Origin of the sequence: Bradyrhizobium sp. 4 (assembly GCF_023100905.1) — a bacterium.
GTDB lineage: Bacteria > Pseudomonadota > Alphaproteobacteria > Rhizobiales > Xanthobacteraceae > Bradyrhizobium.
Map to the genome: position 1 here is coordinate 3,942,301 of NZ_CP064686.1, position 14,283 is coordinate 3,956,583.

15 protein-coding genes are annotated in these 14,283 nt (G+C 65.1%); 6 read left to right on the plus strand and 9 right to left on the minus strand.

All coding sequences use genetic code 11. The features are described 5' to 3' along the window. Positions 1-91 precede the first annotated feature (91 nt). Entirely contained in the window at positions 92-1,048 is a 957-nt protein-coding gene (gene lipA / locus IVB45_RS18355; RefSeq protein WP_247359275.1) for a lipoyl synthase, read from the plus strand. Between the two features lie 6 nt (positions 1,049-1,054). Continuing rightward, a complete protein-coding gene (locus IVB45_RS18360; RefSeq protein ID WP_007591145.1) occupies positions 1,055-1,525 on the plus strand; it encodes a type II toxin-antitoxin system RatA family toxin in 471 nt (156 codons plus the stop codon). 141 nt (positions 1,526-1,666) lie between these two features. Here IVB45_RS18360 and IVB45_RS18365 read toward each other — a convergent pair whose 3' ends face one another. From IVB45_RS18365 to IVB45_RS18390, 6 genes are read right to left on the minus strand one after another with little or no spacing between them, the layout of a single operon-like run. Next, positions 1,667-2,482: a c-type cytochrome gene (locus IVB45_RS18365; RefSeq protein WP_027566910.1), complete on the minus strand. Its 816-nt coding sequence runs from the start codon at positions 2,480-2,482 to the stop codon at positions 1,667-1,669. Continuing rightward, a complete protein-coding gene (locus tag IVB45_RS18370) occupies positions 2,482-4,104 on the minus strand; it encodes a b(o/a)3-type cytochrome-c oxidase subunit 1 (RefSeq protein ID WP_247359277.1) in 1,623 nt (540 codons plus the stop codon). Before IVB45_RS18370 ends, IVB45_RS18365 begins: the two co-directional genes overlap by 1 nt. Beyond that, complete coding sequence (locus tag IVB45_RS18375) at positions 4,091-4,666, minus strand: cytochrome C oxidase subunit II (protein WP_247286087.1); 576 nt, start codon at positions 4,664-4,666, stop codon at positions 4,091-4,093. The genes IVB45_RS18370 and IVB45_RS18375 overlap by 14 nt, the downstream gene beginning before the upstream one ends. After that, on the minus strand, positions 4,663-4,839 hold the full coding sequence (locus IVB45_RS18380; protein ID WP_027566913.1) for a hypothetical protein: 177 nt from the start codon (positions 4,837-4,839) through the stop codon (positions 4,663-4,665). Before IVB45_RS18380 ends, IVB45_RS18375 begins: the two co-directional genes overlap by 4 nt. A gap of 7 nt (positions 4,840-4,846) precedes the next feature. Beyond that, entirely contained in the window at positions 4,847-6,109 is a 1,263-nt protein-coding gene (locus IVB45_RS18385) for a cytochrome c (protein ID WP_247359278.1), read from the minus strand. Between the two features lie 8 nt (positions 6,110-6,117). Beyond that, the gene (locus IVB45_RS18390; RefSeq protein WP_247359446.1) at positions 6,118-6,825 is read right to left on the minus strand and encodes a c-type cytochrome; all 708 of its coding nucleotides are present in this window, start codon (positions 6,823-6,825) and stop codon (positions 6,118-6,120) included. An 890-nt stretch (positions 6,826-7,715) separates the two neighbouring features. Here IVB45_RS18390 and IVB45_RS18395 point away from each other — a divergent pair. Continuing rightward, positions 7,716-8,141 (plus strand): GFA family protein, encoded by a 426-nt coding sequence (locus tag IVB45_RS18395; protein WP_027566916.1) that lies wholly within the window; start codon positions 7,716-7,718, stop codon positions 8,139-8,141. Positions 8,142-8,159: 18 nt separating this feature from the next. On the opposite strand, the gene IVB45_RS18400 is transcribed toward IVB45_RS18395, so the two are convergent. Together IVB45_RS18400 and IVB45_RS18405 are read right to left on the minus strand one after the other, a co-directional pair. Further along, the gene (locus IVB45_RS18400; RefSeq protein WP_027566917.1) at positions 8,160-8,768 is read right to left on the minus strand and encodes a CinA family protein; all 609 of its coding nucleotides are present in this window, start codon (positions 8,766-8,768) and stop codon (positions 8,160-8,162) included. A gap of 3 nt (positions 8,769-8,771) precedes the next feature. Continuing rightward, positions 8,772-9,953, minus strand: coding sequence for a bifunctional 2-C-methyl-D-erythritol 4-phosphate cytidylyltransferase/2-C-methyl-D-erythritol 2,4-cyclodiphosphate synthase (locus IVB45_RS18405; RefSeq protein ID WP_247359280.1), 1,182 nt, complete (start codon positions 9,951-9,953; stop codon positions 8,772-8,774). Positions 9,954-10,234: 281 nt separating this feature from the next. On the opposite strand from IVB45_RS18405, the gene dusB reads away from it, so the two are divergent. The 3 genes from dusB to ntrC are packed head-to-tail and all read left to right on the plus strand — an operon-like array spanning position 10,235 to position 13,860. After that, positions 10,235-11,236, plus strand: a complete 1,002-nt coding sequence (dusB, locus tag IVB45_RS18410) for a tRNA dihydrouridine synthase DusB (RefSeq protein WP_247359282.1) — start codon at positions 10,235-10,237, stop codon at positions 11,234-11,236. Next, positions 11,233-12,408 carry a nitrogen regulation protein NR(II) gene (locus tag IVB45_RS18415; RefSeq protein WP_027566920.1) on the plus strand — a complete coding sequence of 392 codons (1,176 nt, stop codon included), beginning with the start codon at positions 11,233-11,235 and terminating at the stop codon, positions 12,406-12,408. Before dusB ends, IVB45_RS18415 begins: the two co-directional genes overlap by 4 nt. Positions 12,409-12,417: 9 nt before the next feature. After that, positions 12,418-13,860, plus strand: a complete 1,443-nt coding sequence (gene ntrC, locus IVB45_RS18420; RefSeq protein WP_027566921.1) for a nitrogen regulation protein NR(I) — start codon at positions 12,418-12,420, stop codon at positions 13,858-13,860. 168 nt (positions 13,861-14,028) lie between these two features. Here the strand turns inward: ntrC and IVB45_RS18425 are convergent, their stop codons facing one another. Next, positions 14,029-14,175 (minus strand): hypothetical protein, encoded by a 147-nt coding sequence (locus IVB45_RS18425; RefSeq protein WP_247359284.1) that lies wholly within the window; start codon positions 14,173-14,175, stop codon positions 14,029-14,031. Positions 14,176-14,283: the final 108 nt, after the last annotated feature.

Below are 14,283 nucleotides of genomic sequence, written 5' to 3' on the forward strand. Positions count from 1 at the left end.
CCATATCTGCCATGTTCCCTGAAGCGGGGCGAGCCGGGTTGCGATGCCCGGCCAGACCGACTAGGTAGGACTTGGTCAGACCGGACACCCCATGGTCGTTATTGTCGATACCATCTCGAACCCGCTGCGCCCACGTCACCCCGAAAAGGTGAATCGGCCCGATTCCGCTTCGCCGCCGAAGCCGGACTGGATCCGCGTACGCGCCCCCAACACCCGCGGCTATGCCGACACCCGCAACATCGTGCGCGCCAACGGCCTGCACACGGTGTGCGAGGAGGCGGGCTGCCCGAATATCGGCGAGTGCTGGGACAAGAAGCACGCGACCTTCATGATCATGGGCGACACCTGCACCCGCGCCTGTGCTTTCTGCAACGTCAAGACCGGCATGCCGAACGCGCTCGACGCGGCCGAGCCGCACAACGTCGGCGAGGCCGTAGCCAAGCTCGGGCTTGCCCATGTCGTCATCACCTCCGTCGACCGCGACGATCTCACTGACGGCGGCGCCGAGCATTTCGCCCAGACCATCCGCGCGATCCGCGCCGCGTGCCCCTCGACCACGATCGAGATCCTGACGCCCGACTTCCTGCGCAAGGAGGGGGCGCTGGAGGTCGTCGTCGCCGCGAAGCCCGACGTGTTCAACCACAATCTCGAGACCGTGCCGTCGTGCTATCTCACGGTGCGGCCGGGCGCGCGCTATTTCCATTCGATCCGGCTGCTGCAGCGGGTCAAGGAGCTCGATCCCACCATCTTCACCAAGTCCGGCATCATGGTCGGCCTCGGGGAAGAGCGCCACGAGGTGCAGCAGGTGATGGACGATCTGCGTTCCGCCGACGTCGATTTCCTGACCATCGGGCAATATCTCCAGCCGACCCGCAAGCATCACGCCGTGATGCGTTACGTGCCGCCGGACGAGTTTTCGTCCTACGAGAAGGTCGCCTACACCAAGGGCTTCCTGATGGTGTCGGCGAGCCCGCTCACCCGTTCGTCGCATCATGCCGGCGAGGATTTTGCGAAAGTGAAGGCCGCGCGGGCAGCAAACGCCCGCTGAATCGCCATGCCCAATTTTTCGAGCAAGCGCCGTGTCGATCACAGCGCGTCCGAGATGTTTGATCTGGTGGCCGACGTCGAGCGCTACCCGGAATTCGTGCCGCTGTGCAGCGCGCTGAAGGTCCGTCAGCGCATGGCGAAACCCGACGGCACCGAGGTGCTGGTCGCGGACATGACGGTGTCGTTCAAGCTGGTCAGGGAATCCTTTACCAGCCGCGTGACGCTCGACCGCGCCAATTTGAAGATCCTGGTCGAATATCTGCAAGGTCCCTTCAGCAATCTGGAAAACCGCTGGACGTTCGAACCCAAAGGCGAGAGCGTCTGCGACGTCGGTTTCTTCCTCGCCTACGAGTTCAAGAGCCGCATGCTGGCGCTGCTGATGGGCTCGATGTTCGACGCCGCGTTCGCGCGATTTTCCATCGCGTTCGAGAAACGGGCGGATGCGATCTACGGACGGCGGAAGCTGGCGTCGTCGTAGTGGTTGCGGACGGGCACGCTCCCTCCGGCATCGTTGCGAAGAGCCCTTGCGACGAAGCAATCCAGAATCCCTCCGCAGAGAGACTTTGGATTGCTTCGCTGCGCTCGCAATGACGATGGGGAAGGCAGGCGTGCCAAGATTTCAATCCACCGCCTTCACCACATCCGGCGGCTGCGAAGCATAATACGCTGCGGCCTGCTCGATTTCCTGCGGGGTCATCGCACGCGCGATGTTACGCATCTGCTGGCTGATGTCATTGCGGCGCTCGCCGGAGGCAAAGGCCTGCAGCTGCGCCTTCATGTAGGCCTCGGACTGGCCTTCGAGCCACGGGCTGCCGGTCTTGTTGTCGAGGCTACCGTGGCAGGCGCCGCAGGGCGCGATGCCGCGCATCGGTGCGCCATAGATCACGATGCTTGGCTTCGGCAGTTGCGGCGTCGGGTGATAGGCCGGCAGCCGCGGCAGGTAAGCGTAATAGTTCGAGAGATCTGCGATCTCCTGGTCCGTCAAATTCACGGCGAACGGCGACATCACGGCGTTGGCGCGCGCGCCGGTGCGGAAATCATGCAGCTCCTTGTAGATCACGGCCGCGTACTGGCCGGCGAGATTGGGCGAGTCCGCGCGGCTGACACCGGTCGGGCCATGACAGATCGCGCAACGCTGCGCCAGCGTGGCGCCGCGTCCGATCGCCTCCTGGTTCGGGCGTGCCAGCGTGTTCGACGTCAGCACGACCCCCGAGAGGCGCCTGGTCTGCTCCGGCGTAGTCACGCTCGCTGCGCGTTGCGGCACACCGGCAGCGCTGCAGATCGCGTCCCAGACGTCGGCGAACTGAACCCAGGGCTGTGCGAAGGGCAGCACGAGGAAGCCCGCAATCGCCGTGACGATCAGGATCGCGGCGGTGATGATCACACTCGCCTTGAAATGACGATTGGTGAAGGTGAAGAGGTCGCGCGTGCTCATCACTGCGCTCCCACATAAACGGCTGGCACAGAGGTGCCCTCGGTCAGCGCCAGATTCAGGATCGGATAGCCGTAATTGGTGAGGGTGAGCGCGATCATCAGCGCCACCCACAGCGCATGAGTGTTGAGCGCGACGGGGACCGTTGTGGGCTGGTGCACCGCCAGCGCGTAGCGATAGGGGCCGGCGTCGACCTGCGGCGCGCGCATGCCGCGAGCAAGGATAACGATGAACATGATGCCCGACACCAGCAGGATGAAGCCGCCAATGGCCGAGAGGGTGACCGAGAGGGCCTGCGGCGCGATCGCGGGGTCTCCGAAGTCGAAATAGGCCATGCGGCGCGGCATGCCGAGAATGCCGACCCAGTGCCAGGGAAAGGTCGTGACGATCATGCCGATGAACCACAGCCAGAGCTGGCTGCGGATCAGGCGGACGTCGATCAGCTCGCGCCCGGTCAGATGCGGCCACAGATCATAGGCGATCGCAAAATACATGATCACGATGGCGCCGCCGAAGATCAGGTGGAAATGGCCGGTGATCCACTGCGTGTTGTGGATCGACGCATCGAGCTGATAGCTCATGTTGATGAGGCCGCCGGCGCCACCGAAGCCGAGCATGACGAATGAAAAGGCGAGGGCCAGCATCATCGGATTGTCCCAGGGCAGGGCCCTGATCCAGCCGAACATGCCGCGGCCGCCGCGCAGGCGCGCCGCGATCTCGACGGAGGCGCAGATCGTGAACACGGTCAGCAGCGTCGGCAGCGCGACCAGCGCCGTGAAAGCCGAATGGATGAACTTGAAGCCGGCGCCGACCTGCGGATCCGCGAAGGTGTGGTGCATGCCGATCGGCATCGCCACCACCAGGAACAGGATGAAGGAAATCCGCGCCATGCTGTCGGAATAGACGCGGCCGCCGATCGCACGCGGCACGATGGTGTAATAGGCGATGTAGGTCGGCATCAGCCAGAAATAGACGATGGCGTGCAGCGTCCAGGAGAAGAACACGCGCGCAAGGCCGGCGTCGATGGTGGCCTTCAGCCCCGCCGCGACCGGAATGATCTGCAGCAGCAGCTCGAGCGCGGCACCGACCGCAGTCCAGGCCCACAGATACGAGCCCGCGACATTGGCGAACATCGCCAGCGGCACCGGCGCGCCGGGATGGGCCTTGCGCCAGACGCGCAGATTGATCGACATCAGCGCGACCCAGATCCAGGAGCCGACCACGACCAGCACGACGCCAAGATAGTAGAACACGTTGCCGATCAGCGGCGGGTAGAACGTGTAGAGCACCGAAGCGCGGCCGAGCCCGACCGGGACCATCGCCATGATCGCGCCGACCACAATCAGCCAGAATCCCGCCCAAGCCCAGCGCACACCGACCAGCCGCTGCTCCAGCGCGGACTCGCTAATGGCATAGCCAAAGCCCATCGCGACCAGCGTCGGGAAGACATAGCCCATCACCGTGCCGTGCGCGGTCAGCGAGCGGTAATAGAGTTCGGGATTGGACAGCCAAGTGCCGATCGGGCTGCGGATGAACATCTGCCAGGCGCCGAGCGTGAGCGCGATGCCGAACACGGCGAAGGCCAGCCAGAAATGGGCGAGGATGAGCTTTCTATTGACCAACACAGCTCAGCCTCCCGCCACCCTTCGCGCGGTTCGCGAAGTCCGTCTTGTCGATCACTTTGACCTTGCCCCACATGCCCTCGTGGCCGAAGGAGCAAAACTCCTGGCAGGGCATCAGATAGTCGCCGCTCTTCGTAAAGCGCATGAGCTGCTCGGAGATGTAGCCCGGCACCAGCATGGTGTTGACGTTGGTGCCCTGGATCAGGATGCCGTGGACGACATCGGCGCTGGTGGCGCGCAGCGTGATCGGCGTGTCGACGGGCACCACGATGCAGGCCGGCGTGAAGGAATATTGCTGGCCAATCGCGCGCACGGTGACATTGCCGTTGGCCTCCAGCACGCTGCCGAGATTGCTTTCGACGAATTCACCGCTCAGATGCAGCCGCGAGGGATCGGTGGTTTCGACGCGCGGCTGCGGCATGGTCGCGCGATGGATACCGGCGAATGCCGCCAGCAGCGCCATCATCACGACGATGATCACGGCGATGGTGGCCCAGCGCCGCTCGACGCGGGCTGCGACCTCGGCGCTGGCGCTACCGTTGCTGTGGGCTCCCTCGACGCTCATTGCAGCGAGCCGCGCGGCAGGAACACGAACAGATAGAAGGCGAACCACATCGCGACCACGCAGGCCGTGGCGATGCCGGCGACCACTATCGCGCCGGATGGGCCCTGCGCCACGACTTCCTCGATGGCCTGGTCGGCGACGGCTGGGCTGGTTGGCGGGTCGGAATTGAACATGGGGCCCTCAGTTCAGCGGTGCCGAGCGCAGCTCGTTGGCCTCGCGCGCCGAGACCGGCGTGCCGCGATTGCCCCAGGCGGTGCGGATGTAGGAGACGACGGCGGCGACCTCGTTGTCGGAGAGGAGGCCGGCGAAGGGCGGCATGCCGTAGGGCATCGGATTGCCCTTGGTGCCCGGCGGATAGCCGCCATTGAGCACCATGCGGATCGGGTTGACCGCCGACTGCATCTCGATGGACTGGTTGTTGGCGAGCGGCGGCCAGTGCGGCGGCTTGCCCTCGCCCTGGGTGCCATGACAGCTCGCGCAGTTCTTGTCGTAGACGGTCTTGCCGAGGCTGATCAGAAGGCTGCTCTCGCTGGTCGGCAGCGCCGAGCTCGCGGCCGGCGGAGGCGAGGGCTCCGCGATGCCCTTGAGGTAGACCGCCATCGCCCTGGTGTCCGCGTCATCGAGATATTGCAGACTGTTGTGCACGACCTCGGCCATCGGGCCGTAAACCACGCCGCGCATGGAAACGCCGGTCTGGAGCAGATCCGTGATGTCTTTGATGCTCCAGTCACCGAGCCCGGCCTCACGGTTCGACGTCAGCGAGGGCGCGTACCAGTTCTGCATCGGGATCAGGCCGCCTTTGAACGCGTCCGATTGCGAGGTGCCGCCGAGCGCGTTGATCGGCGAATGGCACATGCCACAATGGCCGAGGCCCTCGACCAGATAGGCGCCGCGATTCCATTCCGCCGATTTTTTCGGATCCGGCTTGAACTCGCCCTCGCTGAAGAACAGCGTGCGCCAGCCGAGGATGAGCTGGCGGTTGTCGTAAGGGAAACGCAATTCGTGCGGCTTGTTCTTCTGGTTCACCGGCGCAATCGAGCGCAGATAGGCGAAGATGGCGTCGCTGTCGGCGCGCGTGACCTTGGTGTAGGACGCAAACGGCATCGCCGGGTAGATCAGCCCGCCGTCGGGAAAGCGGCCGCTGTGCATGGTCTTGTAGAAGTCGTCGGCTCTCCACTTGCCGATGCCTGTCTCCGGATCGGGCGTGATGTTGGAGGTGTACAGCGTGCCGAACGGTGTCGGCATGGCACGGCCGCCGGCAAACAGACGTCCCTCCGGCGCGGTGTGGCAGGCAGTGCAGTCGCCGGCACGGGCCAGATATTCCCCGCGCGCGATGATGTCGCCGGTCTTGTCTTTGTCCTGCGCGGCTGCTGCCGTGGTGAACGCGGCGATGGTGAGCAACTTGATGGACAGGAGCTTGATCGACAATTTGAAGCCCATCATCCGCCTCGTCAGTTGGGCTGGCTACCGCAGCTGAATGGCAGCGCATAGGTGCCTTTCGGCACGGGGGCTGGGTTCGCGGGGGCAGGCCGCGTCGCAAGCCAGGCTGCGATGGCGGTGACGTCCGTCTCGGTCAAGTGACCGGCGACGAGCTGCATGCAATCAGGGGATTTCGCGGTGCGAGTGCCATAACGCCAGCCGCCGAGCTGGGCGCTGATGTAATTGGCGCGCAAGCCGAGCAGGCCGGGGATGCCGGGCTGCATACCCGTCAGTCCAGGGCCATGACAGCTCACGCAAGCCGGAATGTTGCGGCCGGCATCGCCGCTGGTGGCGAGCAGCTCACCGTGCGCGAGGACGTCCTTGCTGACTTCGCTCGGCGCCGGCGGTGGCAGCGGCGGGTGCTCGCTGGCAAAATATTCCGCCATCGCCTCCAGGTAGGGATCGGGCAGGAATTCCAGCAGATAGTTCATCGGTGGGTATTTGCGCCGGCCGCTACGGAAAGCGAGGAGCTGGTTGTAGAGATAACCGGCCGGCTTGCCTGCGAGACGCGGGAAGTAGACATCGCGGGTGCCTTCGCCCTTGTTGCCATGACAGGGCGTGCAGGCCTCCACCCGCGCCGCCATCGTATCCGGCGGCTGGTTAGCGGTTTGTGCGGCCGCACCATCAAAGGCGCTCAGGATGGCAATGGCGATTGCCGGAGCAGTGAAGCGAGCGAACACGCCGTCGCCCTCCAGAAAACAGGACCGGGTTGATTCCCGGCCGCAACGTAGCGGATCATTATTGCGCCAATAATTTTCCCACGCCAAGTTCAGACAGAAGCCATGACGTTTGGCCGCGGTCGATATCTGCGATCCCGATCGGATTCGACAAAGTTTGCGTGCTTTTTGAAAACTGGACATAACGCGGCGACCTCGCGACAGTTCCTGCCCGAGTCGGCGTGTGCGTACGCCCTCTGTCAGAGGGCGCAGGGAAGGCCGGGTGCCGGCTGGCACCCACGGTCCACTGTGCGAAGGTTGCGCTACAAGAGGCTGCACAGCGGCATACAGGTGAAGCCCAACACACGGCCTTCCCTGCGCAGTGGTTTGACGGCTTATGCCGAGCTCTCCCCGGGGAGCGATGCACTATTGCCCCCGTCGCCTTGCGGATGGCTGATGCAAATGCCCGGTCGGGCCGCCACATCACCACAAGACTTGACGCACAGACCCCGGGCGTCAGGACGACACGGTCTTGCCGTACGCTAATAGCATCGGTCGTGTGCGCGATGCCTTCGCTCACGGTTTCCCGCCCGGCGAACCCTTCGCGCCGATGTGACTAGCGTCCACCGCAGCTCATCCCACGTTTCGTGACGATCGCGATACGCCCCTCTGACAGGGATGAGGTGCGGGATGAATACGCCAAAGCCGAATTTCGGTAAAGTGGAATATCTTTGCCCGAGCGACCCGTTGTTTGTGTGTTTTGCCCGTCGGGGAACGCAAGGTCTTGTGGCCCGGATGCGCTTCGCGCCATCCGGGCTGCGGGACCGTTCGCGTGGAATGCTGCTCGGCCGCGTGACGGGCTTGGTTTCCCGATCTGGGATAACGTACAAGCGACAGCAACGGGAGACGGCAACATGATGGGCGACACGAACGTTCGGGCCGGCCAGTGCCATTGCGGCACGGTGCGTTTCGAGGCGACGCTCAGCGACGGCTTCAATTCTATCCGCCGCTGCACCTGCTCCTACTGCCGCATGCGCGGCGCCGTCGTCGTCATGGCGGCAATGGGCGGGATCAAGTTCCTCCAGGGCGAGGATGCGCTCACAAGCTACCGCTTCCATACCGGATCAGCGCAGCACTTCTTCTGTTCCCGTTGCGGAATCTACACGCACCATCAGCGACGATCCGACCAATCTCTCTATGCCGTCAACGTCGCCTGCCTGGATGGGGTAAGCCCGTTCGATTTCACTGAGGTGCCGGTCATGGACGGCATCAACCACACCAACGACACCGGCCAGCCGACGCGGCGGGCCGGCACGCTCCGCTTCATTTCGGCCGACTGACGGTGGTGGTTGCCTGGCTCAGCCGCGCGGCGACCGCGGCGGCCTGCGCTTCGCCACATGTCGGCGCGGCGAGCGTGTCACGCGGGGGCGAAGGCGGGTTACCGCGGCTTCACGACGAGGCTTGGTCTGGGCTGGACCGCGGGCGAGATCCATCAGCATGCGCAGCGCCTCGACCACCGAGCGCTGGCGCACGGCGGTGCGGCCGATAGCACCAAAACGATGCTCGCGGTGAACGATGCGTCCATCGCGCGCGGCGGCGGCGAAATGCACGAGGCCAACCGGCTTGCCGGGCGTGGCGCCGCCGGGGCCGGCAATGCCGGTGATAGCGACTGCAAGATCGACGCCGGCACGCTCCAGCGCGCCGACCGCCATGGCCGTTGCGGTCTCCCTGCTGACGGCGCCGAAATTCGCAAGCGTGCCGGCCTCGACGCCGAGCATCGCGCGCTTGGCGTCGTTGGAATAGGTGACGAAGCCCCGATCGATCACGTCGGAGGAGCCGGGAATGTCGGTCAGCGCGCCGGCAACCAGGCCGCCGGTGCAGGATTCGGCGGTCGCGATCGTCAGCTTGCGCATCCGGCACAGATCGAGCAGCGAGCGGGAGAGGGCGCGTGCGTCGCTGCCGGCCATGGCCTAGACACTCCAGGGCAGGCGGACGGTAGCGCTCGCGGTGGCCGCGATGCCTTCCTCGCGGCCGGTGAAGCCGAGCCGCTCACTGGTGGTCGCCTTGACCGCGACCCGGGAGATGTCGACGCCGGAGATCTCGGCGATGCGCGCGCGCATGGTGTCGCGCAAGGGGCCGATCTTCGGCCGCTCGCAGATCATGGTGACCTCGAGATTGGCGATGCGGCCGCCGCGCTGGGTGACGCGCTCGATGGCGTATTGCAAAAACTGGTCGGAGGAGGCGCCCTTCCACTTCGCGTCGCTGGGCGGGAAGTGCGATCCGATATCGCCGTCGGCGAGCGCGCCGAGGATGGCGTCGACCAGCGCATGCAGGCCGACATCGCCGTCAGAATGGGCCAGGAATCCCTTGGTGTGCGGTACGCGCACGCCGCAGATCATGAGATGGTCGCCCTCGCCGAAGGCGTGGACGTCGTAGCCCGTGCCGGTCCTGATGTCGCCGAGCAGGCTGGCCAGCCGCGCTTCCTCGCGCACGAAATCCTCGGGAGTGGTGAGCTTCATATTGGCAACATCGCCTTCAAAGGTTGCAACCGTCAATCCCGCCCATTCGGCAATCGCGGCATCGTCGGTGAAATCGCTGCGTCCATCCTGGGCCGCGCGACGATGGGCTTCGAGGATGACGTCGAAGCGAAAGGATTGCGGCGTCTGTGCGATCCGCAATCGCGCCCGATCCGGCGTGTCCTCGACATTACCGTTCTCGCCGGTGACCTTGATGGTGTCGGTGACGGGAACGGCGGGGATCGCGGCGCCGGTGCGGCTGGCCGCATCGATCGCGCGGGTGATCACGCCTTCCGAAACGAAGGGGCGCGCGGCGTCGTGGATCAGGACGATGTCGGGCTTGTGTCTGGCGAGCGCTTCGAGACCCGCGAGCACCGAGGCCTGCCGGGTCGCGCCGCCCTTGACCGGCGCCTCGTGGCTGAGCCCTGCGACCGCCGCCGTGAACATGGCGCCGTCGTCGGGGTTCACGACCGGCTGAACCGCGAACACGTCCGCATGACGGCTGAAGGCCTCCATGGCGCGATAGATCACCGGCACGCCGCCGATCTCGCGATATTGTTTGGGGCCGCCGGCGCCTGCGCGCAGGCCGCGTCCGGCCGCGACGAGGACGACTGCGGTGCGCTGTGATTTCGCCATAGGACTCAAATACTCATTTGGTGATGAAGAGAGTCGGGGGTGGGGTGATTGCCGCATGCCTCTAGCACGGCAGGCCCGCAAAAAAAGGGGGTTTCCCCGGATTGTGGGAAACAGCATTTTGCTGCACCGCACTTGAAAGATTGTCAGAACTGTCTAAACTGTAGGCATGACGCTTGACTGCACAAGAATTGTGCGCAAGATAGGTCATGGCAGGCGCGATGAGGCGCTGCCAACGCAACGAGACCCCTGTGACCGGCTCGGCAGTATCAGGCTCTAAGCCATTGAAGATAGGCGATATTGATGTCGCCACCCCGGTCTTCCTGGCGCCGATGTCGGGGGTGACTGACTCGCCCGTCCGCCGGCTGGCCGCCGAGTTGGGAGCCGGTCTGGTGGTGTCCGAAATGACGGCCAGCGACGAACTCGCCAATGGCCATCGGATGTCCCGGTTGCGCTGCGAAGCCACCGGGATCGGTCCGCACGTGGTCCAACTCGCCGGTTGCGAGACGCACTGGATGGCAGAGGGCGCCCGGATTGCCGAAGCCGACGGCGCCGACATTATCGACATCAACATGGGCTGTCCGGCCCGTCACGTCACCGGCGGCCAGTCCGGTTCCGCCTTGATGCGCGACCTCGACCACGCCGTCAGCCTGATCGAAGCGACGATCGCGGCGGTGAAGGTACCGGTGACGCTGAAGATGCGGCTCGGCTGGGACGACCGCACCCGCAATGCGCCGGAACTGGCGCGTCGCGCGCAGGCGTCAGGCATCAAGCTCGTCACCGTGCACGGCCGCACCCGCTGCCAGTTCTACAAGGGCGAGGCCGATTGGGACGCGATCCGCGCCGTACGCGAGGCCATCTCCATTCCGCTCGTCGTCAATGGCGACATCACCACTTTCGAGAAGGCGCTCGCGGCGTTAGAGGCCTCCGGCGCCGATGCCGTGATGATCGGCCGCGGTGCGCAGGGCCAGCCCTGGCTGCCCGGCCAGATCGGCCGGCGCCTGAGGGGCGGGGCGGCGGAAGCCACGCCGTCGCTCGAGACGCAGCTGCATTACGTCCGCACGCTTTATGAGGGCGTCTGCGCGCTCTACGGCCTGCGCATCGGTCTGCGGCACGCGCGAAAACATCTGGGCTGGGCGCTCGACGTCGCGGCCGATGTGAGCCGCGCGCCGGCCGAGAAACTGAAATCCTGGCGCCAGAAAATCCTCACCTCGGAGGATCCGCGCCTCGTCCACCGGTCACTGCAAGATGCCTTCGACGACTTCGCATGGAGCGCCGCTGCATGAGCTCAGCCGCTGAACATCGTCGGCCGTTTCCGTCCGACAGCGATGCCATCCTGGATGCACTGCCCAATCCCGTGCTCATGATCGGACCGGACGGCAAGATCGTCGCCGCCAACATCGCAACCGAAGCCTTCTTCGATATCTCGACGCAGTTTTTGAAGCGGCAGTCGCTGAAAGAGCTGGTGCCGTTCGGCAGCCCCTTGCTGGCGCTGATCGATCAGGTGCGTTCGTCGAACGCGCCGGTCAACGAATACAAGGTCGATCTGGGCACGCCACGCATGGGCGGAGACCGCCAGGTCGATCTGCATGTTGCCCCCGTCACGGAACGGCCCGGCCATATCGTGGTGATGCTCCAGGAGCGCTCCATCGCCGACAAGATGGACCGCCAGCTCACCCATCGCAGCGCCGCGCGCTCGGTGATCGCGCTCGCCGCGATGCTGGCGCATGAAATCAAGAACCCGCTCTCCGGCATCCGCGGCGCGGCGCAGCTCCTGGAGCAGCAGGCCTCCTCGGAAGACCGCATGCTGACGCGGCTGATCTGCGATGAGGCCGACCGCATCGTGACGCTGGTCGACCGCATGGAGGTGTTCGGCGACGAGCGCCCCGTGGTGCGCGGCCCCGTCAACATCCATTCGGTGCTCGATCACGTCAAACGGCTGGCGCAGTCCGGCTTTGCCCGCAACATCCGCTTCGTCGAGGACTACGATCCCTCGCTGCCGCCGGTACTGGCGAACCAGGACCAGCTCATCCAGGTGTTCCTCAACCTGGTGAAGAACGCCGCCGAAGCGCTGATCGACGTTCCCGACGGTGAAATCCAGCTCACCACCGCGTTTCGCCCAGGCGTGCGGCTGTCAGTCCCCGGTCAAAAATCCCGTGTATCCCTGCCGCTCGAATTCTGCGTGAAGGACAACGGACCAGGCGTGCCTGACGATCTTCTGCCAAACCTGTTCGATCCCTTCGTCACCACCAAGCAGACCGGCTCGGGTCTGGGCCTCGCGCTGGTCGCGAAGATCATCGGGGATCACGGGGGCATCATCGAATGCGAATCTCAGCCGCGGAAGACCACCTTCCGCGTGCTGATGCCGATGTATTCCACATCGGTGAAACATGCCGATCAAAGCAGTCGCGACGGCTCTGCCGGGAAGTCGTCGTCTGCGTCACAGGGGGCAAAATGAGGATTAACGATGCCCGCAGGTAGCATTCTCGTTGCTGATGACGACACCGCCATCCGCACGGTTCTCAACCAGGCACTATCGCGCGCCGGCTACGAGGTGCGGCTGACCGGCAATGCCGCGACGCTGTGGCGATGGGTAAGCCAGGGGGAGGGCGATCTCGTCATCACCGACGTGGTGATGCCCGACGAGAACGCGTTCGACCTGTTGCCGCGGATCAAGAAGATGCGGCCGAATTTGCCGGTCATCGTCATGAGCGCACAAAACACCTTCATGACGGCGATCCGGGCTTCCGAGCGCGGCGCCTATGAATATCTGCCGAAGCCCTTCGACCTGAAGGAGCTGATCGCCATCGTCGGCCGCGCGCTGGCCGAGCCGAAGGAGCGGGTCTCGACGCCGAACGAGGACGCCGAGATGGAGGCGATCCCGCTGGTCGGCCGCTCGCCGGCGATGCAGGAAATCTATCGTGTGCTGGCGCGCCTGATGCAGACCGACCTCACCGTGATGATCACGGGCGAGTCAGGTACCGGCAAGGAGCTGGTGGCGCGCGCGCTGCACGACTACGGCAAGCGCCGCAACGGCCCGTTCGTCGCGGTCAACATGGCGGCAATCCCGCGCGACCTGATCGAATCCGAACTGTTCGGCCACGAGCGCGGCGCCTTCACCGGCGCCAACACCCGCGCCTCCGGCCGTTTCGAGCAGGCCGAGGGCGGCACGCTGTTCCTGGACGAGATCGGCGACATGCCGATGGAGGCGCAGACGCGCCTGCTGCGCGTGCTTCAGCAGGGCGAATACACCACGGTCGGCGGCCGCACCCCGATCAAGACCGACGTGCGCATCGTCGCGGCCTCCAACAAGGATCTGCGCGTCCTGATCCAGCAGGGCCTGTTCCGCGAAGATCTGTTCTTCCGTCTCAACGTCGTGCCGCTGCGGCTGCCGCCGTTGCGCGAGCGCATCGAGGATCTGCCCGATCTCATCCGTCATTTCTTCGCGCTGGCCGAGAAGGACGGACTGCCGCCGAAGAAGCTGGACGCGCTGGCGCTGGAGCGGATGAAGCAGCACCGCTGGCCGGGCAACGTACGCGAGCTCGAGAACCTCGCCCGTCGCCTCGCGGCGCTTTATCCGCAGGACGTGATCACGGGCTCCGTCATCGACGGCGAGTTGGCGCCACCTACGGTCAGCCCGGGTGCCGCAGTCCAGCATGGCGTCGACAATCTCGGCGGCGCAGTGGAAGCGTATCTCTCCTCGCACTTTCAGGGCTTCCCGAACGGCGTGCCGCCGCCGGGCCTCTATCACCGCATCTTGAAAGAGATCGAGGTGCCGCTACTCACGGCCGCGCTCGCGGCGACCCGCGGCAACCAGATCCGCGCGGCCGATCTGCTCGGCCTCAACCGCAACACGCTGCGGAAGAAGATCCGGGATCTCGATATCCAGGTGTATCGGAGCGGGGGCTAGCCTTCCCGCAACGGACGGTGGCTCAGCTCCCCCTACCAAGCGGAGCTGAGCCTGTCCGGATCGCGCTGGCCGTTGTGGCTGACGCGGTGAGCAGAAGTCCGGACCGGACTGAAATGTTCCGCAGGAACATTCAAATGATGATTTCAGCCGCGGGACGCGTCCCCGCACTTATCTGAGAAATCGGCCTGACACCGGCATCGCGCTGGCGACATTCGCCGTGGGCTCCTGCACCCCGACACCGTTGACCAGGAGGTCGGCCGCCACGATCAGCAGCAGCACGGCCGACACCATCATTGCGAGAAAGAACCTGTGCATGCTGGTCAAGCCGTGAGGGCCGGAATGCGTTCCCGCCCTCCGGCATGTCGCTGTGGATGCGCGGGTCGGTCGCGGCGAGGGCGCCGCGGAATTGTCGCAATTCGGCAA